The following is a 23,661-nucleotide window of genomic DNA, read 5'->3' as shown; positions in this document are numbered from 1 at the left end:
CTTGTGGTGGTTTATCGCCGTGTCCAGAGACGGCGCAAAAGTTGCTCCACGGTCGCCTGAGCGCTGGCTGCTTCTGGAAACCGGTCGAGCGTCCAGTCATCGAATGATCGCAGCACTGCCAACGTGGCTCGCTCGAGCAAATCAGCCCCCGGCGTAATGTCGACAAGGCCGATTTCGACCGCATTGGAGAAAAAGGCATGCAACCAGCCCGCGGGCTCCGCCGGCGTCGTATCGTACTGGAGCAACAATCGGTCGTTTGGGTTGTCGAGAAGGAAGCGATTGACCCTCTCATTTGCGCTGTGGAAGTTCGCCCAGAGCGCCGCCTCATTGTCGGTAACGCGCCACTCGCCAAGCACGTCGCTGATGCGACGGAATGTGTCCGTTAGAACCGTCTCGAAGAGGTCGTCCTTACCGTCGAAGTAGTTGTAGGCAGAGGTTTTCGAGAAGCCGGTGTCCTCGATGATCTTGTTGATTGAGGCGCCGTCACGCCCCTCGCTCGCAAAATGCGCGCGTGCGACCGCGAGAAACGCAGCTCGTGTTGCGGCGGGAAGGCGATCGAAGCGTGGCAGCGGCATTCGATATCACGTTGGAAAGTCAGGACTTCGCATACTCGTATCAGAAGACTTTGCGTCAGCTGAGGACCCGACCGGAGACCGTGTCATGCATTCGGTGAGCACCCAATGCGCCAACCATAGCAGAAGGGCAAGGCCACCGCTCACGATCCCGACTGATCCTGGAAGAAGTGACACAATCTGAAAACTGCACCAGGCCATACCGAGGAATAGCCAAAAGCTCCGACTGCTCGCGCGGATCCGGTCATCATTCCTCAACGATTTCGCTAATGCTCCAACAATAAAGAAGTCTTCGACGAAATTGTACGGGATCGCAAACATGAGCCATATCGAGCTTGGCGATATGGCGCGACCGGTCGGGGGAATTGCAAGCAACAACCGCTGCAGGCTGACGCAGTAAAGAGCCACAAGCCCAAAGAAAAAGAGCACGATGGCGGCCGCCCCCATCGGCGTGAGGCCTCCGACTTCAGCAAGAATGCCGGCTCCCCATTCGGGCGCCCACAACGGTTGGGTGAGCAGCACCACAACAGGGACCGTCAAGAGGAGTCTGAAAGCGATCACGGCAGCACCATGTACCATAAGTGTGTACTATAAGTACACGGTACTTTCCGCGAGCGCAATCATTTCCGGCATTGCCTTCTGCCCCCAACGCCCCGCGTTGCGCTGATCCGACAACCCGCGCGACACGCCCATCGAATATCTGTTGCGCCCGAGAGCGCGCCGCCMGTGAACGCCGGATGATCGCGAACACCTACTCCGACCGCACCTGCACCAATCACGCGCTGGGCGACGGCTGCGACGACACCCGCAGCATCACCCGCGCGATGCAGGAAGCCCACGTGCGACTGGCTGCATTTTAAGTCAGTCGTCCGTGACGGATTGTTGACCCGGACACCTCTGCACCTTTCGCAGCCCGCGCCGCCGATCCGTCTTGTCGAACATCCACAGCCGTGCCAGACATTCGCTCGGCTCGGGGATCGATCGACGGAATTCCCATCAACAGCGATCCTCCACAAGGAAGCGTGACCATGAGACACGCGTGGCTGATCGCGGCCCTTTTCTGCGCCCTCACCGCCTCTACGATCGCGCCGGCGCACGCCGACGGCTCAGTCTCCACATCACGCAAGCCCAGCGGCGAGCTCATGGGCATGGGCGCCCACCGCGGCGAAATGCAGCTGTTCGACGAGGTGATCGCGAAATACAACGCTTCGGGTGAGCGCTTTCGCATCGACAGCCACTGCCAGTCCGCCTGCACCATGTTCCTGTCGATCCGCAATGTCTGCGTCACGCCGAATGCGACGCTGCTGTTTCATGCCGGCGGCAACCAGCGCACCGGCATCAGCATGACGGCGACACAGCACATGCTCAGCGCTTACAATGCGGCGCTGCGCCAGTACGTCACCGAACACCATTTCATGGACACGTTCGAATTCCACCCGATCTCCGGCCGGGAGATCGTGGCGCGCTTCGGGTATCCGGCCTGCGGCGGACAGCGTCGCGCCGCTCTCTGATCGCACGGAATGGAAGTCGCCCGGACATTCCGAGCTGCCGGACATATTGCAATGCACCGTTATTGATTGTGCACAGCACCATGGTCGAGAGCGCTCGCACCGCGCCGCGCTCCAAATGTCGTCTGGGCGATATTCTTGCGCCCCGTTTCGGGCGAAGACACATCCAAGCGTCGGGTGAACAACGCCTGCGACTTTGATAACATGGGAGCAGAACGCACCATCGTCGGACACACGCACCGCGAAAGGTGCATCGGTCGTGCGACCGAGCCGGCGATTGGACAAAGATTATGCCCTTCGTTGAATAGGTTAGCAGGCCGAAACCGGGTAGGTTTCGTGTCCGGACGATCAATCGCCAACCACAACAAGAGCGCGAAACGCGCCGTCAGGGGAGACGACGAGCTTGGCCAGGGACGAATCCAACGTCGCGTTGGAAGTGCGCAACATCTCGCTGCGGTTCGGCGGCGTCCGCGCGCTGACCGACGTCGGCTTTACGGTGAACGAGGGTGAGCTGTTCTCGATCATCGGCCCGAACGGCGCCGGCAAGACCTCAATGGTCAACTGCATTTCCGGCCGCTACCGCCCGACCGAGGGCAGCCTGCATTACCGCGGCAAGAACATCACCGGCCTGACGCCGAATGCGCGGCCCGGCATCGGCATCGGCCGCACCTTCCAGAATCTCGCCTTGTTCCACCACATGAGCGTGCTCGACAACATCATGGTCGGGCGCCACCACCTGCTGAACAACAACTTCCTCACCGGTTCGCTGTACTGGCTGACCGGCGCGCGTCGCGAGGAACTGGAGCATCGCCGCAAGGTCGAGGAGATCATCGACTTCCTCGACCTGCAGGCGGTGCGCAAGGCGACCGCGGGCACGCTGTCCTATGGCCTGCGCAAGCGCGTCGAGCTGGCGCGCGCCATGGCGCTGGAGCCGAGCCTGATCCTGCTCGACGAGCCGATGGCCGGCATGAACTTCGAAGAGAAGGAGGACATGGCCCGCTATATCGTCGACCTCAACGAAGAGTACGGCATGACGGTAATGATGATCGAGCACGACATGGGCGTGGTGATGGATATCTCGCATCGCGTCATGGTGCTCGACTTCGGCCGCAAGATCGCCGAGGGCGATCCCGCCGCGGTGCTCGCCGATCCGCATGTCAAGCGCGCCTATCTCGGCGAAGAGGACGAGTTGCTGACGAGCCCCGACGACCAGCCGGCGGAGGTCTCGGCATGATGGACTATGCGGGCCGCGTCGCCGCCGCCGACACCTACCCCAAGCTGCTGCGCCTCAATGCCGCCGAGCATGGCAACGCCGTGGCGCTGCGCGAAAAGGATTTCGGGCTGTGGCGCGAGTTCACCTGGAACGATTACCAGGCGCGGGTGCATGACTTCGCGCTGGGCATGACCGCGCTCGGCCTCGGCGCCGGCGATGTCGTCGGCATCATCGGCGACAACCGCCCCGACTGGGTCGCCGCCGAGATCGCCGCCCATGCCATCCGCGGCATGAGCCTCGGCATGTACCGCGACGCGCTGGAGGAGGAAGTCGGCTACCTCCTCGACTACGGCGAAGCCAAGATCGTGTTCGCCGAGGACGAGGAGCAGGTCGACAAGCTGCTCGGGCTCGGCGAGCGCGCGCCGCACCTCAAGCACATCGTCTATTCCGACCCGCGCGGCATGCGCAAGTACGACGACCCCCGCCTGATCGAAGCCGACAAGCTCGCGGCGCTGGGGCGCGAATACGGCGCTGTGAACGCGGGCCTCTACGACCGCATGGTCGACCTCACCCATGGCGAGGATGTCGCGATCCTCTGCACCACCTCGGGCACGACCTCGAACCCCAAGCTCGCGATGCTGGCCCCCGGGCGCGTGCTGCGCCACTGCGCGACGTACCTCGCCTTCGACCCCAAGGGCCCGGACGACGAGTACGTCTCGGTGCTGCCGCTGCCCTGGATCATGGAGCAGGTCTACGCGCTCGGCAAAGGCCTGCTGTGCCGGATGAAGGTCAACTTCGTCGAGCACGCCGACACCATGATGAACGACTTCCGCGAGATCGCGCCGACCTTCGTGCTGTTCGCGCCGCGGATCTGGGAATCGATCGCCGCCGACGTCCGCGCCCGGGTGATGGACGCCTCCCCGCTGAAGCAGAAGCTCTACGACGTCGGCACCAAAGCGGGCCTCGCCGCGCTGGCGCAGGGCGGCCACTCCGCGTTCGCCGATGCGGTGCTGTACCGCGCATTGCGCGACCGCCTCGGCTTCACCCGCCTGCGCTCGGCGGCCACCGGCGGCGCCGCTCTCGGCCCCGACACCTTCAAGTTCTTCCGCGCCATGGGCGTGCCGCTGCGCACGCTGTACGGCCAGACTGAGCTGCTCGGCGCCTATACCCTGCACCGCCCCGATCATGTCGATCCCGACACCACCGGCGTGCCGATGGCGAGGGATATCGAGATCCGCATCGAGGCGCCGGACGCCAATGGCGTCGGCGAGATCGTGGTGCGCCACCCCAACATGTTCCTCGGCTACTACAAGAACCCGGAGGCCTCCACCGCCGACATCCGCGACGGCTGGATGTATTCGGGTGATGCCGGCTACTTCAACAAGGACAGCCAGCTCGTCGTCATCGACCGCATCAAGGACCTCGCCGAGACCACCCGCGGCGACCGCTTCTCGCCGCAGTACATCGAGAACAAGCTGAAGTTCTCGCCCTACATCGCCGAGGCGGTGGTGCTCGGCGCCGGGCGCGACCAGCTCGCGGCGATGATCTGCATCCGCTACTCGATCATTTCAAAATGGGCGGAGAAGCACCGCATCGCCTTCACGACCTACACCGACCTCGCCTCGCGCCGCGAGGTCTATGCGCTGCTGCGCAAGGAGGTCGAGACCGTCAACGCAACGCTGCCGCCGGCGCAGCGCATCGCCAAATTCCTGCTGCTCTACAAGGAGCTCGATGCCGACGACGGCGAGCTGACCCGCACCCGCAAGGTGCGCCGCGGCGTGATCAACGAGAAATACGCCGACATCATCGACGCCATCTACTCCGGCCGTCCGGATATCGACGTCGACACCGTGATCCGCTTCCAGGACGGCTCGACCCAGCGCGTGCGCACCACGCTGACCGTGGTCGACCTCGCGGGCGGCCGCCCCTTCGCCGAAGCTGCCGAGTAGGACGCGCGATGAACACCCACCTGCTGATCCAGCTTCTCGTCAACGGCCTCGTGGTCGGCACGCTGTATGGCGTCGTCGCGATGTCGTTCGTGCTGATCTACAAGGCGACCCAGGTCGTCAACTTCGCCCAGGGCGAACTGCTGCTGGTCGGCGCCTGGGTGTGCTGGGCGCTGCTGACCAAGTACCAGGTGCCGTTCTGGCTGGGCATGCCGATCACCCTGGTGTTCATGTTCGCGTTCGGCATCGCGGTGCAACTCGTTGTGCTCAGGCCGATGATCGGCGAGCCGATCATCTCGGTGATCATGGTGACGATCGCACTGTCGACCATCCTGCAGGCGCTGATGAAGTGGATGTTCGGCGTCAACCCGCAGCCGTTCCCGCAGATCTTCGCCAGCCAGACGGTGAGCTTCGCCGGCTTCCAGCTGCAGACCGTCTATGTGCTGAGCCTTGTGGTCTCCGTGGCGATGATGGGCGGCATGGCGTGGTTCTTCCGCGTCTCCAAGTATGGCCTCGCCATGCGCGCCACCGCCTTCAACCAGCAGGTGGCGCAGTCGCTCGGCATCTCCGTCAAGAGCGTGTTCGCCATGGCATGGGCGATCTCCGCCACCGTGTCGGCGGTCGCCGGCATCGTCGTCGCCGTGGTCAACGGCGTGTCGTCGGGCCTGTCCGCCTACGGCATCAAGGTGTTCCCGGCCGTGATCCTCGGCGGCCTCGACAGCATCGCCGGCTCGGTGATCGGCGGCATCATCATCGGCCTGCTGGAAAACATCGCCCAGTTCGTCGACGGCGAGTACCTGCACTGGGGCAACCTGTTCGAAATCGCGCCGTTCTACGTGCTGATCATCATCCTGATGATCAAGCCCTACGGCCTGTTCGGCACCAAGGACATCGAGCGGATCTGATGAGCGGCAATATGGCAATGATCTCGGCTCACGGGCCTCATCCTTCGAGACGCGGCCAAGGGGCCGCTCCTCAGGATGAGGGGAAATTCCCCAGCTGGAAGGGACAACTCCTCATGGTGAGGAGCGCGGCACGCGCGTCTCGGACCATGAGGCCACAGCCCCTCGCACAGGAGGCCTGATCATGGCGAACCAGTCCCTCCTTCCTGCCGGCGACTTCCGCACCTCGTATGCGGCCGACACCACCATTTTCCCGACGGTCACCAGCCGCAACGCCGCGATCCTCGGCATCGTGCTGGTGGCGATCGCGCCCTGGCTGATCAGCGACTACTGGGTCGCGATCCTGATCCAGATCGGCATGTTCGGTATTGCCGCCCTCGGGCTCAACATCCTGGTCGGCTTCACCGGCCAGATCTCGATCGGCCACGCCGCGTTCTTCCTGTTCGGCGCCTTCACCTCGGCCTACCTCTCCAGCAAGCTGTCGGTGCCGGCGTTCTTCGCCATCCCGCTGTCGGGGGCCGTCACCGCGCTGGTCGGCCTCGTCTTCGGCCTGCCGGCGGCGCGGCTCAAGGGGCTGTACCTCGCCATCGCCACGCTGGCGGCACAGTACATCCTGCTCGACTTCTTCTCGCGCGCCGAATGGTTCACCGGCGGCAGCGTGCCGGCGATGGCCGAGCCGTTCTCGATCTTCGGCTATGTCGTCAACGGCGACCGGCAGTATTTCTACGTCGTGCTGGCCTATGTCATCGCAAGCTTCATCCTGGTGACCAACCTGATGCGCACCCGCGACGGTCGTGCGCTGGTGGCGGTGCGCGACCACTATCTCTCCGCCGAGATCATGGGCATCAACCTCACCAAGTACCGCACGCTGTCGTTCGGCCTCGCCGCGTTCTTCGCCGGCGTCGGCGGCGCGCTCTATGCGCACTACCAGCTCGTGGTCTCCAACGAGGGCTTCGGCATCGACCGCTCGATCCTGTTCCTCGCCATGGTGATCATCGGCGGCACCGGCTCGATCATGGGCACGCTGATGGGCACCGCGTTCGTGGTGATCCTGCCGGAATCGATGCAATGGCTGAGCGCCGTGCTGAAGGGCTCGTCCATCGACCAGGCGCTGCAGCTCAACAACAACCTGACCTTCCTGCGCGAGATCGCCGTCGGCCTGATCATCATCCTGTTCCTGATCTTCGAACCGGATGGCCTTGCGCACCGCTGGCGCCAGATCAAGGCCTACTGGAAGCTCTATCCGTTCTCCCACTAGAACAATGTGAAAGATCAAAAAAGGAGGATACGTTCATGACCATCAAGACCACCCTCGGCACGGCCGCGGTCGCGCTGCTGCTCGCGGGCAGCGGCGCGCTGGCGCAGTCGCCCGTCAAGATCGGACACCTTGCCGACTATTCCGGCGGCACCGCCGACGTCGGCACGCCGTTCGGCCAGGCCGTCGCCGACACCTTCGCCTGGCTCAACAAGAACGGCGGCATCAACGGCGCCAAACTCGACGTCGACACCGTCGATTATGGCTACCAGGTGCCGCGCGCGGTGGCGCAGTACAAGAAGTGGTCCGGCAGCGACAAGGTCGCCCTGATCATGGGCTGGGGCACGGCCGACACCGAAGCGCTCAGCGGCTTCCTGACCCAGGACAAGATCCCCTATATCTCCGGCTCCTATGCCGCGGCGATCGCCGATCCGACCGGTGCCGGCGGCAAGGCGAAGGCGGCGCCCTACAACTTCTTCTATGGACCGACCTATTCGGATGCGCTGCGCGCCGAGCTGACCTGGGCGGCGGAGGACTGGAAAGCCAAGGGCAAGGCGGGCAAGCCGAAGTTCGTGCACATGGGCGCCAACCACCCCTACCCGAACGCGCCGAAGGAAGCCGGCGAGGCCATGGCCAAGGAGCTCGGCTTCGATGTGCTGCCGCCGCTGGTGTTCACGATGACGCCGGGCGATTACAGCGCCCAGTGCCTCAGCCTGAAGAGCTCCGGCGCCAACTACGCCTATCTCGGCAACACCGCCGCCTCCGGCATCTCGGTGATGAAGGCCTGCAAGGCAGCCGGCGTCGACGTCCAGTTCCTGAGCAACGTCTGGGGCATGGACGAGAATGCGGCGAAGGCCGCGGGCGAAGCCGCCGATGGCGTGATCTTCCCGCTGCGCACCGCGGTCGGCTGGGGCGGCAACGCGCCGGGCATGAAGACGGTGATGGAGATTTCCAAGATGTCCGACCCGACCGGCAAGATCTATCGGCCGGTGCATTATGTCGCCGCGGTCTGCGCCGCGCTCTACACCAAGGAAGCGCTCGACTGGGCCCTCAAGAACGGGGGCGCGACCGGCGACAACGTGGTGAAGGGCTTCTATCAGAAGAAGGACTGGGTGCCGGCCGGCCTCGAGGGCGTCTGCAGCCCGTCGACCTGGACCGACAAGGATCATCGCGGCACGATGAAGGTCGATCTCTACCGGGCGAAGGTCACGGGTTCGACCGACGGCGACCTCAACGACCTGATGGCCAAGGGCGTCATCAAGCTGGAGAAGGTCAAGACCGTCGAACTGCCGCGCAAGCCCGAGTGGCTGGGCTGGTAAGCGCGCCGCGCTTCTCCTCATCCTGAGGAGCGGCCAGCGGCCGCGTCTCGCAGGGATGAGGCCCCATGGTTCGAGACGCGCGGCGGCGCCGCGCTTCTCACCATGAGGAGCTGACACAGGACATGCTGCCCGACCAAGGTCGGGCGGCTTCACCCCTGAACCGAGGATCACGATGTTGCAGGCTCCCCAACCGTCCACCGGACCGACGCCGTCCACGGCACCGGCGCCGCTGCTGTCGGTGAAAAACATCGAAGTGATCTATGACGACGTCATCCTGGTGCTGCGGGGCTTGAGCCTCGACGTGCCGCGCGGCGCCATCGTGGCGCTGCTCGGCGCCAACGGCGCCGGCAAGTCCACCACACTCAAGGCGATCTCGGGCCTGCTCAAGACCGAGGACGGCGAGGTCACCCGCGGCGACATCGTGTTCGACGGCGAGCGCATCAATGGCATCGATCCCGACAAGATCGTGCGGCGCGGCATCTTCCAGGTGATGGAGGGCCGCCGCATCGTCTCCGACATGACCTCGCTCGAGAACCTGCGGCTCGGCGCCTTCACGCGGCGCGACCGTGAGGTCGAGCGCGACATCGAAATGGTCTACAACTATTTCCCGCGGCTGAAGGAGCGCACCGGCCTTGCCGGCTATCTCTCCGGCGGCGAACAGCAGATGCTGGCGATCGGCCGCGCGCTGATGGCGCGGCCCAAGATGATCCTGATGGACGAGCCGTCGATGGGCCTGTCCCCGCTGCTGGTCAAGGAAGTGTTCGGCATCATCCGCCAGATCAACCGCGACCTCGGCGTCACCATCCTGCTGGTCGAGCAGAACGCCCGCGCCGCGCTGTCGGTGGCGAACCACGGCTACATCATGGAACAGGGCAAGGTGGTGCTCGACGGCACCGCCGACGATCTCCGCGACAACGAGGACGTCAAGGAATTCTACCTCGGCGGCGCCGGCGACCAGCGCAAGAGCTTCAAGAACCTCAAGAGCTTCAAGCGCCGCAAGCGCTGGCTGTGAGGATTTCGTGAAGCCCGGCCCCGCGCCGTGCGGCAAACCTTCCTCATCCTGAGCAGCCTGCACGGCAGGCGTCTCGACGGGTGAGGCCTCAACGATAGCAACGCCTCGGCCACATGGTTCGAGACGCGCGGTTTTGCTGCGCTCCTCACCATGAGCAGAACGACAGGACAGAAGCGAAAGAGCGGCCATGACCAACCACTACGACACCCGCGAGACCCGCTCCCCGGCCGAGCGCGATGCCGAGCTGTTCGGCCGCCTGCCCGACGTGCTGCGCAAGGCGATGGCCGCGCCGGCTTATGCCGAGCACCTCGCCGGCGTCGATCCGGCCGGCGTGACCGACCGCGCGGCGCTGGCGCGGCTGCCCGTGCTGCGCAAATCCGACCTGCCGGCGCTGCACAAGGGCAAGCCGCCGTTCGGCGGCTTCGTGCACGCGCCGCCAGGCGCGTTCGGCCGCCTGTTCACCTCGCCGGGTCCGATCTTCGAGCCCGAGCCGGCTGCGGCCGATCCGTGGCGCGGCGCACGCTGCCTCCATGCTGCGGGACTGCGACCGGGCGACGTCGTGCTCAACACCTTCAGCTATCATCTCACCCCCGGCGGCTTCATCTTCGACGGCGCGGCGCGCGCGCTCGGCTGCGCGGTGATCCCGGCAGGCCCGGGCAACACCGAGCAGCAGTTCGAGCTGATCGAGGCCTACCGGCCGACCGCCTATTGCGGCACGCCCGATTTCCTCAAGATCCTGCTCGATGCCGCCGCCACCGCCGGGCGCGATGTGTCCTCGATCCGCCGCGCGGTGGTGTCCGGCGCGGCGTTTCCCAAGTCGCTGCAGGACGAATTCAGGACGCGCGGCATCGACGCTTACCAGGCGTTCGCCACCGCCGATCTCGGCTTCATCGCCTATGAGACGCCGGCACGCGACGGCCTCGTGGTCAACGAGGATCTCATCCTGGAGATCGTGCAGCCCGGCACCGGCACGCCCGTGCGCGACGGCGATGTCGGCGAGATCGTCGTCACCTCGCTCTGTCAGCACCATCCCTGGATCCGTCTTGCGCTCGGCGATCTCACGGCGGCCCTGCCGGACGTCAGCCCCTGCGGCCGCACCAACATGCGCATCAAGGGCTGGATGGGTCGCGCCGACCAGACCGCCAAGGTCAAGGGCATGTTCGTGCGGCCCGAGCAGATCGCCGATGTCGGCCGCCGCCATCCCGAGCTCGGCCGGCTGCGCCTCGTGGTCAGCCGCGCCGGCGAGACCGATGCCATGACGCTGAGGGCCGAAGCCGCCGACATCAGCGACGCGCTGCGCAGTGCCGTCGCAGCCACGCTGCAAGGCGTCACCAAGCTGCGCGGCGCCGTCGACCTGGTGACACCAGGCTCGCTGCCGAACGACGGCAAGGTGATCGCCGACGAGCGGTAGAGTCAAAAACTCTTCCGTTCCGTCGCGTTCGATCTCCTCATGGTGAGGAGCGCGGCAATGCCGCGCGTCTCGAACCATGAGGCCAATGAGCGACAACGTCTGGAACTCATCCTTCGAGACGCCTGCTGCGCAGGCTTCTCAGGATGAGGAGCGAAGGTCGTTGCGCGCCGCCGCGTCACCAGCTGCGATAGGACGGCCCCGGCGGGATGAGGCCGAAGAAATTGTCGAAGAAGTTCGTCTCGGTCGGCGCCCCTGCCTGATAGTAGTAATTGAGGTGGCCGCCACGGGGACAGCGCGGACCGCTCAGCTCCTCGGGGCGCTCGCGCTGGCGCCGCTCCTGATACTTCGTCGACCAGCAATTGCAGAACTGGTCACAGACCAGGCGAACCTGCGTGATCGTCTCCGGCGCCCGTGACGCAAAACCCCCGCCCTGCGGCGCGGCCATCGCCGCGGTTGCCAGCATCAATGCCGGGATGGCCGTCAGCACCGCTTTCATCCCACCCGATTTGACCATATCCGACTGCATCCCTTATCCGATCTCATCCGCTGATAGCGCACACCGCCCCTGTCAGGTTGATGTCACCTGTCAGGTTCAGGTCACGTGCGCGCGTCCCGCCCCGAACCGGTGCGGCCCGGAGCGCGGCACCCTACACCAGGGTGCGACAAAGATCAGCCTGTGAAAAATATCAGCTGGCCATCACCGGCGCAGCCCGCAGAAGCCGTCCTGCGGCGGCGGTGATGACAATCCCCGGTCCGAGGCGCCGGATGCAGCCCTGACCGGCGTCTCCCGGCCGGCGCACGCTTCCTCTATAGTGCGGATCCCTCGGCACCGTTCACAGGCCGATCGTGGGTCACGGTTCATACAGGTCACGCGCTTCACAGCGCAGGGAGGTCTGAATGCAGGCGACCGGGAGACGCTGGCAGGCGTTCTACGCCAGGCATATCGAACGCGGCATCAAGTCTGTCTTCGAGCATGTCGAAAAGATCATCATCGGCACGCTGATCATCTCCGCCGGCGCGCACGTTTCGAGCACCGAGCCCGCGATCCAGCTCTTCGGCTATCTGCGCCACAGCTTCGTCGGTCTCGGGGTCGAGCTCTTTGGCATCGCCCTGCTCGTCATGAATTTCATCGACGGGCTATTCAAGCTGTCCAAGAGGCAATGGCATACCGCCCTCCAGATCATTCTGGCGGTGTCCTATTTCGCCCTGTCCGTTCGGCTGATCCAGCTCATTCTCGCCTTCCGCGGCGAGTGACGAGCGGCAACGCGCACGCGGCACGGAGCTGTCTCGCCAGAGGCGACGACAGCCCGTCCGCGTTCAGTCGCCTGCTACCAGCAGCGCCGTCTCCAGACACAGCCGTAGGGGCCGCAGACGCGCACGCGCCGGCACCCGCCGCGCGGGCCGTAGTAGCCACGGCGAACGACATAATAGGCGGGATCGAAGGGCTGACCGACCGATGACGCCGCACGCGCCAGTCCGTCGGGCGCCGGAGCAGCGGATGCACCACCTGCCCCGAACGCCGTCATCCCGATCACGACCAGCAGTCCGAAGATGACGCGCTTCATCAGACTCTCCTTCACTTCACTTCGATACGAACGAGGACGTGCGCAGCCGCCACGCCGCATGCGGCGCCACCAGGCCTATCGACGCAACCCGGCCATCGCGCTCTGGCAACGGGCGGAGAGCGAGGCTTCGTTGGCGCGCAGGCATTCGATCACGCGGCCGCCGCCAAGTGGAACATCGCCGCACAGCATGCGGAAATCGCGACCGCACGACGATCTCACCAGAACGATTTCCTGACGCGGCGACATCGCACGCGGCATCGCAGCAGGTGCCGCGGCCCCGACTGCCACCTGCCCGCCGCCGGACGGCGGYGGCACGGCGGCGGCTTTGGGCGTCGTCGCAGCCGCCGGCGGCGCGGCGGCGGGCGGGTTGGCCGCCGTCGCAGGCGATGCCGTCGATGCGGCCGACGCTGCGGGTGCAGCCGTCGCGGCAGCGGGCGCCGACGGCTGAGCGGCCGGCGCGGCTGCGCCCACGATCGCATTGACCGCGCGTTGGCATGGCTCGGAAAGGCTTGCCAGATTTTTCTTCAGGCACATCAGCGCCGGCTTGCCCCCTGGCGGCACGCTCGCGCAGTGCGCTTCATAATCGGACCGGCATGCCGCACGGACCGCATCGCGTTGCGCCTGCGTCGGTTGCTGCGACGCAACCGGCGCCGTCAGGGCCAGGCTTGTCACAACAAGGCTGGCCGCCGCGATGAAAATGGCTTGCGTCGCAGGACGGCGCTTTACATGATGAGACACATTTGAGTGAGGCATTTCGGATCTCCAGCACTTTGCCTTCGATGAAGGCGGCTTCGATCACGTCAGATCAGGCAACCGATCAGCAGAGAGACCTCAATCCGGACCAGACTGCCTGTTTTTGAATTGTTCAGCAAGCGCGAATGTACCATTGACGTGGCGCAGCGACCGCCGAACGCGATCGACAGGGAGAACGGCGATGACGCCCAGGCATCCTTCGATGGGCCCGCGACTTCGCGGTTGCATCAGGACCGTCGCACATCACGCGCGTTTCCCGATCGCCGTCATCGCCGCGGCGGGATCGCTCGCAGCGCTCGGCGGATGCGACGACAACAACTTCGTTCCGCCACCCGCACCGAAGGTCGACGTCGCGACGCCGCAGCGACAAGCGGTGACGCGCTATCTCGAAGCCACCGGCAACACCGCACCGGTCAAGATCGTCGATCTCGTCGCGCGGGTGCAGGGCGTGCTCGAGACCATCGACTACAAGGACGGCAGTTTCGTCAAGCAGGGCACCACGCTGTTCACGATCGAACCGCAGACCTACAAGCTCAAGCTCGAGCAGGCGCAGGCGGCGGAGGCCGGCGCCCAGGCGTCGCTGACCCAGTCGGAAGCCGACTACAAGCGCCAGTCGGATCTCGCCGCCAAGCAGTTCGCGTCGCAGGCGACCTTCGAGCAATCCGCAGCCACCCGCGACAATGCCCGCGCCAACCTGCAGCAGGCGCAGGTCAACACCCGCATCGCCGACGTCAATTACGGCTACACCAGCGTCAAGGCCCCGTTCGACGGCATCGTCAGCGCGCATCTCGTCTCGGTCGGCGAACTGGTCGGGGCGGCATCGCCGACCCAGCTTGCGACCATCGTCCAGCTCGACCCGATCTACGTCAACTTCACGGTCAGCGAGCAGGACGTCATCCGCATCCATGCCGGCGCGATGCGCCAGGGCCTGACCTCGGACGATCTGCAGAAAGTCCGCATCGAGGTCGGCCTGCAGACCGACACCGGCTATCCCCATGCCGGCAAGCTCGATTATGCCGCGCCGACCGTCAACCAGTCGACGGGAACGCTCACCGTGCGCGGCGTGCTGCCCAATGCCGACCGCACGTTGCTGCCCGGCTATTTCGTCCGTGTCCGCGTGCCGCTGCGCGAAACGCCGGACAGCCTTGTGGTGCCCGATGTCGCGCTCGGCAGCGATCAGGGCGGCCGCTACGTGCTGATCGTCAACAAGGACAATATCGTCGAGCAGCGCAAGGTCGAGGTCGGGCCGATCCTTGGCGAGCTGCGGGTCATCGAAAAGGGCCTTGGTCCGGATGACCGGATCGTGGTGTCCGGCCTGCTGCGCGCGATCCCCGGCCAGAAGGTCGACCCGGTGCAGCGCCCGAGCGAACAGACCCGCGCGGCTGACAAATAGGGATCGCCCATGATCTCGAAATTCTTCATCGAGCGGCCCGTTCTCGCCAATGTCATCGCCGTTCTGATGGTGCTGATCGGCACTGTTGCACTGCTCGGCCTTCCGGTCGCGCAGTATCCGGACGTCGTGCCGCCGACCGTGCAGGTCACGACGCGCTATCCCGGCGCCAGCGCCCAGATCGTCATCGACACCGTCGCGCTGCCGATCGAGCAACAGGTCAACGGCGTCGAGGGCATGCTCTACATGCAGTCCTACAGCGGCGCCGACGGCACCTACACCCTGACGGTGACGTTCAGGATCGGGACCGATCTCAACTTCGCACAGGTCCTGGTCCAGAACCGCGTGTCGAGCGCCCTGTCGTCGCTGCCGCAGGCGGTGCAGACGCAAGGCGTCAACGTCCAGAAGCGGTCGACGGCGATCCTGATGTTCGTGACGCTGACCTCGCCGGATGCGCGCTACGACAGCCTCTATCTCAGCAATTATGCCACCATCAACATCAAGGACGAGCTCGCGCGCATTCCCGGCGTCGGCAATGTCAATGTGTTCGGGGCCGGCCAGTACTCGATGCGGCTGTGGCTCGACCCGAACCGGCTGCAGTCGCGCGGCCTGATGCCCCAGGACGTCGTCCAGGCGGTGCAGCAGCAGAGCCAGCAGGTGACCGCCGGACAGGTCGGCATGCCGCCGACGCCCGCCGGCCAGGCGTTCCAGTACACGCTCAACGTCAACGGCCGCTTCGACCAGGCCGCCCAGTTCGAGGATGTCATCGTCAAGACCGGCGACAATGGCGATGTGACGCGGCTGCGCGACGTCGGCCGCGTCGAGCTCGGCGCCCAGACCTACAGCCAGGTGTTCTCGCTCGACCGGCGTCCCGCCACCGGCATCGGCGTGTTCCAGTCGCCGGGCGCCAACGCGCTCGATGTCGCCAACGCGGTCCGCGCGCGAATGACCGAGCTGTCCGGCGGCTTCCCGTCCGGGCTAACCTTCGACATCCCCTTCGACACCACGAAGTTCGTCACCGCCTCGATCGACGAGGTCTACAAGACCCTGGTCGAGGCCGCCCTTCTGGTGCTGATCGTGATCCTGGTGTTCCTGCAGGACTGGCGCGCGATGCTGGTGCCGGCGACCACGGTGCCGGTCACCATCATCGGCGCGTTCGCCGCCATGGCCGCGCTCGGCTTCACCGTCAATCTCTCCACCCTGTTCGCCATCGTGCTCGCCATCGGCATCGTGGTCGACGACGCCATTGTCGTGGTCGAGGGCGCGGCCCACAACATCGAGCGCGGCATGACCGGACCGCAGGCGGCGATCAGTGCCATGAATCAGCTGTTCGGCCCGATCATCGGCATCACGCTGGTGCTGGTGTCGGTGTTCCTGCCGGCCGCGTTCCTCCCCGGCCTCACCGGACGGATCTACGCCCAGTTCGCCCTGGTGATCGCCGCCACCGCGCTGATCAGCGCCATCAACGCCGCGACATTGAAGCCGACGCAATGCGCGCTGTGGCTGCGGCCTCCGGTGCCCGCCGAGCGACGCAACTGGTTCTATCGCGGCTTCAACGCCATCTACGCCCGGATCGAGCGCGGCTATGCCGGCCTGATCGGACGGCTGGTCGAACACAGCCATGCGGCGGTGCTGGTCGCGCTGATCCTGATCGGCGTCGGCGGCTATGGTCTCGCGCGGGTGCCGACCGGCTTCCTGCCGATCGAGGATCAGGGCTACCTGCTGGCGGCCGTCCAGTTGCCGGACGGCGCCGCGCTCGACCGCACCCAGCGCGTGCTCGACGAGGTCAGCGCGATCGCCGGCAGGACGCCCGGCGTCGCCCACACCATCGGCATTTCCGGCATCTCCGCCCTCGACAACAGTGCGAGCCTTGCCAATGCCGGCGTCGCCTACATCGTTCTGAACGACTGGAGCGCGCGCGGCGCCGGCGAAGACCTGCGCGCGCTGGTCGTCGGCCTCAACCAGTCGCTCGCCGCGATTGCCGAGGCGCGCATCATCGTGCTGCCGCCGCCTCCGATCCAGGGCATCGGCAACGCCGCGGGCTTCGCCATGCAGGTCGAGCTGCGCGACGGCAGCTCCGACTATGGCAAGCTGCAGGCCGTGACCAACGCCGTCGTCGCCAACGCCGCAACCCAGAGCGCCCTGCAGCGGGTGAGCTCGCCGTTCCGCTCGGCCGTACCGCAGTTCAATGTCGAGGTCGACCGTGTCAAGATTCAGACGCTGCACGTCTCGACCGACCAGGTGTTCTCGGCGCTGGCCTCGTATCTGGGGTCGAGCTACGTCAGCCAGTTCAACCGCTTCGGCCGCACCTTCCAGATCTACGCCCAGGCGGACGCCCCGTTCCGCCTGCGCCCGCAGGACATCGAGGGCCTGATGGTGCGCAACCAGCAGGGCAGCATGATTCCGCTCGGGACCGTGGCCAAGGTGACGCCGACGATCGGCCCATCGCTGGTCAGCCTGTACAACCTCTACCCCTCCGCGACCGTCGTCGGCCTGCCCGCCCAGGGCTTCAGCTCCGGCCAGGCGATCGCGCTGATGGAAGAGATCGCGACCAAAACCCTGCCGCGCGGCATGGCCTATGAATGGACGGCGATGTCCTACCAGGAAAAGGCGGTCGGCAGGCAGATCTACTACGTCTTCGGCCTCGCCATGCTGCTGGTCTATCTGGTGCTGGCCGGACAGTACGAGAGCTGGTACGCGCCGGTCGCAGTCATCCTCGCCGTGCCGCTGTCGCTGCTCGGGCCGATGTCCGTGCTGACGGGACTGCGGATCGAGAACAATCTCTATGTCCAGATCGGCCTGATCCTCTTGATCGCGCTGTCGGCCAAGAACGCCATCCTGATCGTCGAGGTCGCGCGCGAGCTTTATGTCCGCGACGGCAAGCCGCTGCTCGCCGCGGCGATCGAAGCCGCGCGCGCCCGTTTCCGCCCGATCGTGATGACGTCGTTCGCCTTCATCCTCGGCGTCGCGCCGCTGGTGCTGGCCACCGGCGCGGGGGCCAGCGCCCGCAAGTCGATCGGCATCACCGTGTTCAGCGGCATGATCGCATCGACCTGCCTCGCGGTGCTGTTCGTGCCGGCCTTCTTCGTCGTCGTGCAGCGCTTCGAGAACTGGCTGGCGGCGCGGCGGAGCAAGCCGCAGGGCGCCGCTGCCCCCCGTTAGCTGCGCGTCACGCCAACGTGCCTGCCCTGACTTTGCGCGGCCCCATGAAGCCGAACAGGAAGGCCGCGATCTTGCGCATCTGGATCTCCTCGCTACCCTCGGTGATGCGGTAGCGGCGGTGATGACGGTAGATGTGCTCGAACGCCTTGTGGCGGGAGTAGCCCATGCCGCCATGCACCTGCATGGCGCGGTCGGCGGCCTCGCAGCACAGCCGGTTCGCCCAGTAATTGCACATCGAGACCTTGTCGGACAGCGTCTTCTCGATGCCATCGCGGCTGAGGCCATCCATCTCGTGGGCGGTCTTGCGGATCAGCAGCCGCAGCATTTCCGCCTGCGTCGCCAGCTCCACCAGCGGCCACTGGATCGCCTGGTTGTCGGCGAGCGGCTTGCCGAAGGGCTTGCGCTCGCGCGCGTAAGCCACGCTCTCCTCGATGCAATAGACCGCAGCGCCCAGCGAGCTCGCCGCCTGGCGAATGCGGTTCTCATGCACAAAACACTGCGCCAGCGACAGCCCGCGCTCGATGGGCCCGAACAGCGCCTCGTCGGGCACGAAAACATTGGTGAACGACACCCGCGGATGGTCGGTCGGCATGTTGAAGGTCCACAGGTACTCCTCGACCTTCACCCCCGGCGTGTCGGTCGGCACCAGGAAGCAGGTGATGCCGGAGGCATCGCCGTCCTTGCCGGAGGTGCGCACGAAGGTGGCGCAGTGGGTCGCCACATGCATGCCCGTGGTCCACATTTTCTCGCCGTCGATGCGCCAGCCGTCGATGCCGTCGCGGGTCTCGCGCACGGCGCGCGTCTCCATGTGGGTAGCGTCCGAGCCGTGATCGGGCTCGGTCAGGCCGAAAGCGATGCGCACCTCGCCGCGGATGCTGGCCTCGATGTAGCGCTGCTTCTGCGCCTCGGTGCCGTAGGTGTCGAGCATGGTGACGAGGGGAAAATTGCCGACGATCGAATGCTCGTTCTGCAGGTCGTTGTGCAGGCCGAGCCCCTGGCTGGCGAAGTGCTCGCGGATCACCGCCATCCACAGGTTGCTGCCGTCGCGGCCGCCATAGCGTTTCGGCAGCGCGAAGCGCAGGTGGCCGGCGCGGTCGGCGCGATTCTTGGCCTCGCGCAGCAGCGCTTCCCATTCATGGCGCGGCAGGCCGTCATTGTCGAAATCGGTGCGCGCCCATTCGCGGCGATGGTCGAAGAAGCGGCCGTTGTCGTCCTGTTGCTGCAGCGGCGTGATCTCGCTGGCAATGAAGGCGTCGAGCTCGGCGAGATAGGCGGTCAGCTCCGGCGGCAGCGAAAAATCCATGGCGTTTCCCTTTTCGGCTCTTGTCGTTGTGCAGGCGCAGGTCAGGTCTTGCCGGCCTCCGCACGGTAGGCGGCGTAGGTCGGCTGATCGACCGCGAGCTTGTCGAGCGTGGTCGCCCACAGATGGTCGCGCAGCGCCGCGTCATCAGCGGCGATGGCGCCGGTCGCGATGCGCTCGCACAGCAAGCGGTTGAGGTCGGCGAGCGGGCCGCCCACACCGAGCAGCGCCTCGAGCCGCACCAGCTCGGCGTCCTCGCTGGCACCGGCCAGCGTGAGCTGGCGCACGACGAGATCGAGGGCGTTGGCGGCGACGCGGGCCTCGAATGCGGCACTGCCGGCAAGCTGCGGCATCAGCTTGTCGCGCAGCGTGGCGGCGACGGTGCGGATCAGGTCGACGGGATCGGGACGGTCCTGCATGGCATCAGCTCCGCGGCAACAGCAGCCGCAACAGGTCGATTTCGGTTTCGGAAGCACGGCGGCCGATCATGGCACGCTCGATGGTGCGGTCGCCTCCCCGCTCGTAGCGCGCCAGCATCGAGAGGCACATCACGCCCCAGCGCAGCGAGCCGAAGATTTCCCAGAATTTGACCCGCGCCAGATCCACGCGCGCGCCGCCGGCGTCTTCATAACCGGCGACGAGGTCGGAGAGCTCACCGAAGCCGCCGACCGGCTTGTCGATGCCGCCGAAGCGCCAGGAGCCGGTGCAGATCCAGCCGATGTCGCGCAGCGGATCGCCGAGATGGGCAAGCTCCCAGTCGAGGATCGCGCGCACGCCCTGCCCGTCGACGATGAAGTTGCCGAGACGGAAATCGCCATGGACCAGCGACGGCGGCGGCTCGGCCGGCGCATGGTCGGCGAGCCAGCGAAAGGCGTATTCGAACACCGGCCGCGGCTGGCCGTCGGCACGATAGGTCTCGCGCATGTGCGCCAATTCTTCCGCCGCGGTGACGGTGCCGAGCGGCGGCAGGCTGTCGACGGCGATGGCATGCAGCCGCGCCAGGATGCCGCCGAGTTCGCGCGCGAGGCGCGGCCGCAGGCGCGCGAACGCCTCGTCCCGCAGGATCTTGCGTGCGATGGTCTCGCCCGCAACATGCGCCATGACAAAGCCCTGGCCGAGATCGTCCGCTTCCGACAGCACATGCAACACATGCGGTGACGGCACGCCGGCGGCACCGGCAAGGCGCATCAGGGCCGCTTCGGTTTCCAGCTCCGCCCCGCCCATGCGCGCATTGGCATGCGGCGGCGCGCGGCGCAGGATCAGCCGGCGCCGCGCGCCGCCGTCGGTCGCGTCGAACGCCCAGGTTTCCTTGCTGGCGCCGCCGGACAGCCGGTGGAGCGCGGAGAGCCGCCAGTCGGCACCAAACAGCCGCGGGACGAGGTGCGTCAGCGCCGTGGAGAATTCGTCCGCTGTGGTCACATCGGTCATCGATCCCTGCCGCGCCGAGCCATCATTGCGGCGGGGATCATGACGACAAACAGGCGGGAAGGATAGGCCCTCCGCCGTCGCATGCGCCGCGCGAATTTCTGCGTGACGAAAAACCCGATCGAACATCGCGGCGACCGATGCTATCAAGGCGCCCATCTCGCAAAGAGCACGAGCATCGAAAGGATCGTCATGTCTCAGCACAAGGTCGCCATCGTCACCGCGGGCGGCAGCGGCATGGGGGCGGCGGCCGCGCAGCGCCTCGCCACCGATGGCTTCAAGGTCGCGATCCTCTCGTCGTCGGGCAAGGGCGAGGCGCTGGCAACGTCGCTGGGCGGCATCGGCATCACCGGCTCCAACCGCTCCAACGACGACCTCGGCCGGCTGGTCGAGGCCGCGATGGCCGCATGGGGCCGGGTCGACGTGCTCGTCAACAGTGCCGGCCACGGTCCGCGCGCGCCGATCCTCGATTTGACGGATGACGACTGGCACACCGGCCTCGATGTCTACCTGATGAACGTGATCCGCCCAACGCGTCTCGTCGCGCCGATCATGGCGGCACAGCGCGGCGGCGCGATCATCAACATCTCGACCTACGCCGCGTTCGAACCCGATCCGCTGTTCCCGACCTCCGGCGTGTTCCGCGCCGGGCTCGCGGCCTACACCAAGCTGTTCTCCGACAAGTACGCGCCCGACAATGTGCGCATGAACAACGTGCTGCCCGGCTTCATCGACAGCCTGCCGGAGACGGAAGACCGCCGCCAGCGCATTCCGATGGGCCGCTATGGCAAAAGCGAGGAGATCGCCGCGACCATCGCCTTCCTCGCCTCGCCCGGCGGCGGCTACATCACCGGCCAGAACATCCGTGTCGACGGCGGCATCACCCGGTCGGTGTGAGCATCGGAAGCAACGGTGGCCGGGACAAGCCCGGCCACTGCGGAGAGATCGGGGCTGCTGGATATCGCCGTGCTCACCCGGGTTTGGATCGGCCCCGGCGCGCGGGCTTCAATCACAAGCAAGGACAAGACGACCTTCGCTGCTTTCCCCTCATCCTGAGGAGGCTGCGGAGCAGCCGTCTCGAAGGATGAGGCCACCGACGATGCGCACCGGCCTCATGGTTCGAGACGCGGCCTTTGGCCGCTCCTCGCCATCAGGAACGGATGTAGGCGCCTCGCAGCTAGCTCTGATGCGGGCCGCGCATCATCTTCATGGCGTCCTCGATGTGGCGCCAGTTCCGCGCCTCGACCTTGTCGCCATCCTTCTCGCACGCCTGCGCCTTCTGCGCAGCGGTGGCGATGGCCTGCTGGCCGTGACGCTCGAGCATCTGACGGGCGATGTCGTGGATTTCCATCTCGCGCATGGTGTCACTCCTCTGTGCCGCTCCGACCACGCCTGGTGATCGCAACGACAACGCCGGATGCGCCCCTGCCCTCGAATGTCGTCCCGCATCGGGGCGACCGCAAGGCAGCGCCGATCACGATCGCTGGTGCGTCACGGTCAGACTTGCTGACCGATCCCGACGGACGCCATGGCGCGCTTGACGTCGCCGGCTTCATGTAGCATACGAAGTTACGTGAGACGAGACAGCAGACTTTCCGGCGCCCTGCATGTGCTGCTGCACATGGCCGAGCGCGGCCAGCCGATGACATCGGACGAACTTGCTCTGTGCATGAGCACCAACCCCGTGGTGGTACGGCGCATGATGGCGGGGCTGCGCGAAGCGGGCTTCGTGCAATCCGAAAAGGGCCATGGCGGCGGCTGGACCATCGCCTGCGACCTCAAGGCCGTCAGCATCAAGGACATCTACGACGCGCTGGGCGCGCCCACGGTGTTCGCGCTCGGCAACCGCACCGAGGCGCCCGGCTGCCTTGTCGAGCAGGCGCTCAACAGCGCGCTCGACAGCGCGTTCCATGATGCCGAAGCCCTGCTGCTCGCGCGTCTCGGAACCATTTCGCTGGCGGACCTGTCGGACGATTTCAACCGGCGGTTCGCCGCCTACCGCAGTCAATCGAGAAAGAAACCCCGTGCCGTATGATGTCATCATTGTCGGCGGCAGCTACGCCGGCATCGCCGCCGGCCTGCAGGCCGCGCGTGCCCGCCGCGACGTGCTAGTGATCGACGCCGGCGAGCCGCGCAACCGCTTCGCCCATGCCTCCCATGGCTTTCTCGGCCAGGACGGCCGCCCGCCGGCGGCGATCACCGCGGATGCGCGAGCGCAGCTGCTCGCCTACCCCACCGTCACCTGGCGCGAGGGCCGCGCATCCGAGGCGGCAGGATCGATCGACGCCTTCGCGGTGTCGACGGCGAACGGCGAGCGCCACGACGCGCGGCGGCTGGTGCTTGCCACCGGCATCGTCGATCACCTGCCGGAGATCCCGGGCCTGCGCCAGCGCTGGGGCCGAACAGTGGTCCACTGCCCCTACTGCCACGGCTATGAGTTCGCGCAGGGGCCCCTCGGCGTGCTGGCGTCGGGACCTCTCGCGCTCCATCACGCGCAACTGGTGCCGGACTGGGGCCCGACCACGCTGTTCCTCAACGACAGCTTCACACCCGACGACGAGCAGCAGGCGATGCTCCGGCGGCGCAACGTCACCGTCGTGGCCGGCGCAGTTGCGGCCGTCACCGGCAACGACGACGTCACCGTGGAGCTTGCCGACGGCCGCACCTTCCCTCTCGCCGGGCTGTTCGCGGCGCCGCGGACCGAGCCGGCGAGCCCGCTGGCGGCCCAACTCGGCTGCGCCTTCACCGAAGGCATGCTCGGCCCGTACGTCACCACCGACGAATTCAAGGCAACCAGCGTGCCCGGCGTGTTCGCCTGCGGCGACGCGGCGCTGGCGATGACGTCGGTGTCGCTCGCGGTCGCCGACGGCGCCATGGCCGGCGTCGCCGCCCATCGTTCGCTGGTAATGGCGGCCGCCTGAGAAGCGG

23 protein-coding genes are annotated in these 23,661 nt (G+C 66.3%); 15 read left to right on the top strand and 8 right to left on the bottom strand.

Translation table 11 applies throughout. The annotated features are described in order from the left end of the window. Nucleotides 1-11: 11 nt before the first annotated feature. Nucleotides 12-575 (bottom strand): TetR/AcrR family transcriptional regulator, encoded by a 564-nt coding sequence (locus AB4Z37_RS31000; protein ID WP_441520524.1) that lies wholly within the window; start codon nt 573-575, stop codon nt 12-14. Nucleotides 576-1,309: 734 nt separating this feature from the next. On the opposite strand from AB4Z37_RS31000, the gene AB4Z37_RS30995 reads away from it, so the two are divergent. The 9 genes from AB4Z37_RS30995 (at nt 1,310) to AB4Z37_RS30955 (ending at nt 11,138) form a co-directional block, all read left to right on the top strand. Then, entirely contained in the window at nt 1,310-1,432 is a 123-nt protein-coding gene (locus AB4Z37_RS30995) for a hypothetical protein (protein ID WP_441520523.1), read from the top strand. 168 nt (nt 1,433-1,600) lie between these two features. Continuing rightward, nucleotides 1,601-2,083: a hypothetical protein gene (locus AB4Z37_RS30990; RefSeq protein ID WP_441520522.1), complete on the top strand. Its 483-nt coding sequence runs from the start codon at nt 1,601-1,603 to the stop codon at nt 2,081-2,083. 427 nt (nt 2,084-2,510) lie between these two features. Further along, nucleotides 2,511-3,314 carry an ABC transporter ATP-binding protein gene (locus AB4Z37_RS30985; protein WP_441520531.1) on the top strand — a complete coding sequence of 268 codons (804 nt, stop codon included), beginning with the start codon at nt 2,511-2,513 and terminating at the stop codon, nt 3,312-3,314. Next, nucleotides 3,311-5,242: a long-chain fatty acid--CoA ligase gene (locus AB4Z37_RS30980; protein WP_441520521.1), complete on the top strand. Its 1,932-nt coding sequence runs from the start codon at nt 3,311-3,313 to the stop codon at nt 5,240-5,242. Before AB4Z37_RS30985 ends, AB4Z37_RS30980 begins: the two co-directional genes overlap by 4 nt. Nucleotides 5,243-5,250: 8 nt before the next feature. Then, complete coding sequence (locus AB4Z37_RS30975) at nt 5,251-6,144, top strand: branched-chain amino acid ABC transporter permease (protein ID WP_441520520.1); 894 nt, start codon at nt 5,251-5,253, stop codon at nt 6,142-6,144. Nucleotides 6,145-6,325: 181 nt separating this feature from the next. After that, nucleotides 6,326-7,399, top strand: a complete 1,074-nt coding sequence (locus AB4Z37_RS30970; protein ID WP_441520519.1) for a branched-chain amino acid ABC transporter permease — start codon at nt 6,326-6,328, stop codon at nt 7,397-7,399. A gap of 35 nt (nt 7,400-7,434) precedes the next feature. After that, nucleotides 7,435-8,715, top strand: a complete 1,281-nt coding sequence (locus AB4Z37_RS30965) for an ABC transporter substrate-binding protein (RefSeq protein WP_441520518.1) — start codon at nt 7,435-7,437, stop codon at nt 8,713-8,715. Between the two features lie 172 nt (nt 8,716-8,887). Further along, entirely contained in the window at nt 8,888-9,727 is an 840-nt protein-coding gene (locus tag AB4Z37_RS30960; protein ID WP_441520517.1) for an ABC transporter ATP-binding protein, read from the top strand. 187 nt (nt 9,728-9,914) lie between these two features. Then, on the top strand, nt 9,915-11,138 hold the full coding sequence (locus AB4Z37_RS30955) for a phenylacetate--CoA ligase family protein (RefSeq protein ID WP_441520516.1): 1,224 nt from the start codon (nt 9,915-9,917) through the stop codon (nt 11,136-11,138). A 175-nt stretch (nt 11,139-11,313) separates the two neighbouring features. Here AB4Z37_RS30955 and AB4Z37_RS30950 read toward each other — a convergent pair whose 3' ends face one another. Continuing rightward, complete coding sequence (locus tag AB4Z37_RS30950; RefSeq protein WP_441520515.1) at nt 11,314-11,625, bottom strand: hypothetical protein; 312 nt, start codon at nt 11,623-11,625, stop codon at nt 11,314-11,316. Between the two features lie 410 nt (nt 11,626-12,035). Between AB4Z37_RS30950 and AB4Z37_RS30945 the strand changes: the two genes are divergently transcribed. Next, nucleotides 12,036-12,392: a hypothetical protein gene (locus AB4Z37_RS30945; protein WP_441520514.1), complete on the top strand. Its 357-nt coding sequence runs from the start codon at nt 12,036-12,038 to the stop codon at nt 12,390-12,392. A gap of 74 nt (nt 12,393-12,466) precedes the next feature. Here the strand turns inward: AB4Z37_RS30945 and AB4Z37_RS30940 are convergent, their stop codons facing one another. Further along, a complete protein-coding gene (locus AB4Z37_RS30940; RefSeq protein ID WP_441520513.1) occupies nt 12,467-12,703 on the bottom strand; it encodes a hypothetical protein in 237 nt (78 codons plus the stop codon). 75 nt (nt 12,704-12,778) lie between these two features. Next, nucleotides 12,779-13,375, bottom strand: a complete 597-nt coding sequence (locus AB4Z37_RS30935; RefSeq protein WP_441520512.1) for a cysteine rich repeat-containing protein — start codon at nt 13,373-13,375, stop codon at nt 12,779-12,781. A 262-nt stretch (nt 13,376-13,637) separates the two neighbouring features. Between AB4Z37_RS30935 and AB4Z37_RS30930 the strand changes: the two genes are divergently transcribed. Together AB4Z37_RS30930 and AB4Z37_RS30925 are read left to right on the top strand one after the other, a co-directional pair. Beyond that, nucleotides 13,638-14,849, top strand: coding sequence for an efflux RND transporter periplasmic adaptor subunit (locus tag AB4Z37_RS30930; RefSeq protein ID WP_441520511.1), 1,212 nt, complete (start codon nt 13,638-13,640; stop codon nt 14,847-14,849). Nucleotides 14,850-14,858: 9 nt separating this feature from the next. After that, nucleotides 14,859-18,008, top strand: a complete 3,150-nt coding sequence (locus tag AB4Z37_RS30925) for an efflux RND transporter permease subunit (RefSeq protein ID WP_441520510.1) — start codon at nt 14,859-14,861, stop codon at nt 18,006-18,008. Between the two features lie 7 nt (nt 18,009-18,015). Here the strand turns inward: AB4Z37_RS30925 and AB4Z37_RS30920 are convergent, their stop codons facing one another. From AB4Z37_RS30920 to AB4Z37_RS30910, 3 genes are read right to left on the bottom strand one after another with little or no spacing between them, the layout of a single operon-like run. Beyond that, entirely contained in the window at nt 18,016-19,311 is a 1,296-nt protein-coding gene (locus AB4Z37_RS30920; RefSeq protein WP_441520509.1) for an acyl-CoA dehydrogenase family protein, read from the bottom strand. Between the two features lie 41 nt (nt 19,312-19,352). Then, on the bottom strand, nt 19,353-19,727 hold the full coding sequence (locus AB4Z37_RS30915; RefSeq protein ID WP_441520508.1) for a DUF6285 domain-containing protein: 375 nt from the start codon (nt 19,725-19,727) through the stop codon (nt 19,353-19,355). A 4-nt stretch (nt 19,728-19,731) separates the two neighbouring features. Further along, nucleotides 19,732-20,736, bottom strand: coding sequence for a phosphotransferase family protein (locus tag AB4Z37_RS30910; RefSeq protein WP_441520507.1), 1,005 nt, complete (start codon nt 20,734-20,736; stop codon nt 19,732-19,734). A gap of 189 nt (nt 20,737-20,925) precedes the next feature. Between AB4Z37_RS30910 and AB4Z37_RS30905 the strand changes: the two genes are divergently transcribed. After that, entirely contained in the window at nt 20,926-21,630 is a 705-nt protein-coding gene (locus AB4Z37_RS30905) for an SDR family oxidoreductase (RefSeq protein ID WP_441520506.1), read from the top strand. 280 nt (nt 21,631-21,910) lie between these two features. Here the strand turns inward: AB4Z37_RS30905 and AB4Z37_RS30900 are convergent, their stop codons facing one another. Continuing rightward, nucleotides 21,911-22,093, bottom strand: coding sequence for a hypothetical protein (locus AB4Z37_RS30900; RefSeq protein WP_441520505.1), 183 nt, complete (start codon nt 22,091-22,093; stop codon nt 21,911-21,913). A 213-nt stretch (nt 22,094-22,306) separates the two neighbouring features. Between AB4Z37_RS30900 and AB4Z37_RS30895 the strand changes: the two genes are divergently transcribed. Beyond that, complete coding sequence (locus AB4Z37_RS30895; protein ID WP_441520530.1) at nt 22,307-22,768, top strand: Rrf2 family transcriptional regulator; 462 nt, start codon at nt 22,307-22,309, stop codon at nt 22,766-22,768. Next, the gene (locus AB4Z37_RS30890) at nt 22,758-23,654 is read left to right on the top strand and encodes an NAD(P)/FAD-dependent oxidoreductase (RefSeq protein ID WP_441520504.1); all 897 of its coding nucleotides are present in this window, start codon (nt 22,758-22,760) and stop codon (nt 23,652-23,654) included. Before AB4Z37_RS30895 ends, AB4Z37_RS30890 begins: the two co-directional genes overlap by 11 nt. The last annotated feature ends 7 nt before the right edge of the window (nt 23,655-23,661 follow it).

It is taken from the genome of Bradyrhizobium sp. 2TAF24 (assembly GCF_052115025.1).
Lineage (GTDB): Bacteria > Pseudomonadota > Alphaproteobacteria > Rhizobiales > Xanthobacteraceae > Bradyrhizobium_A.
Note: the sequence above shows the minus strand (reverse complement) of the source record. Positions and strands in the feature narration are given on the sequence as shown.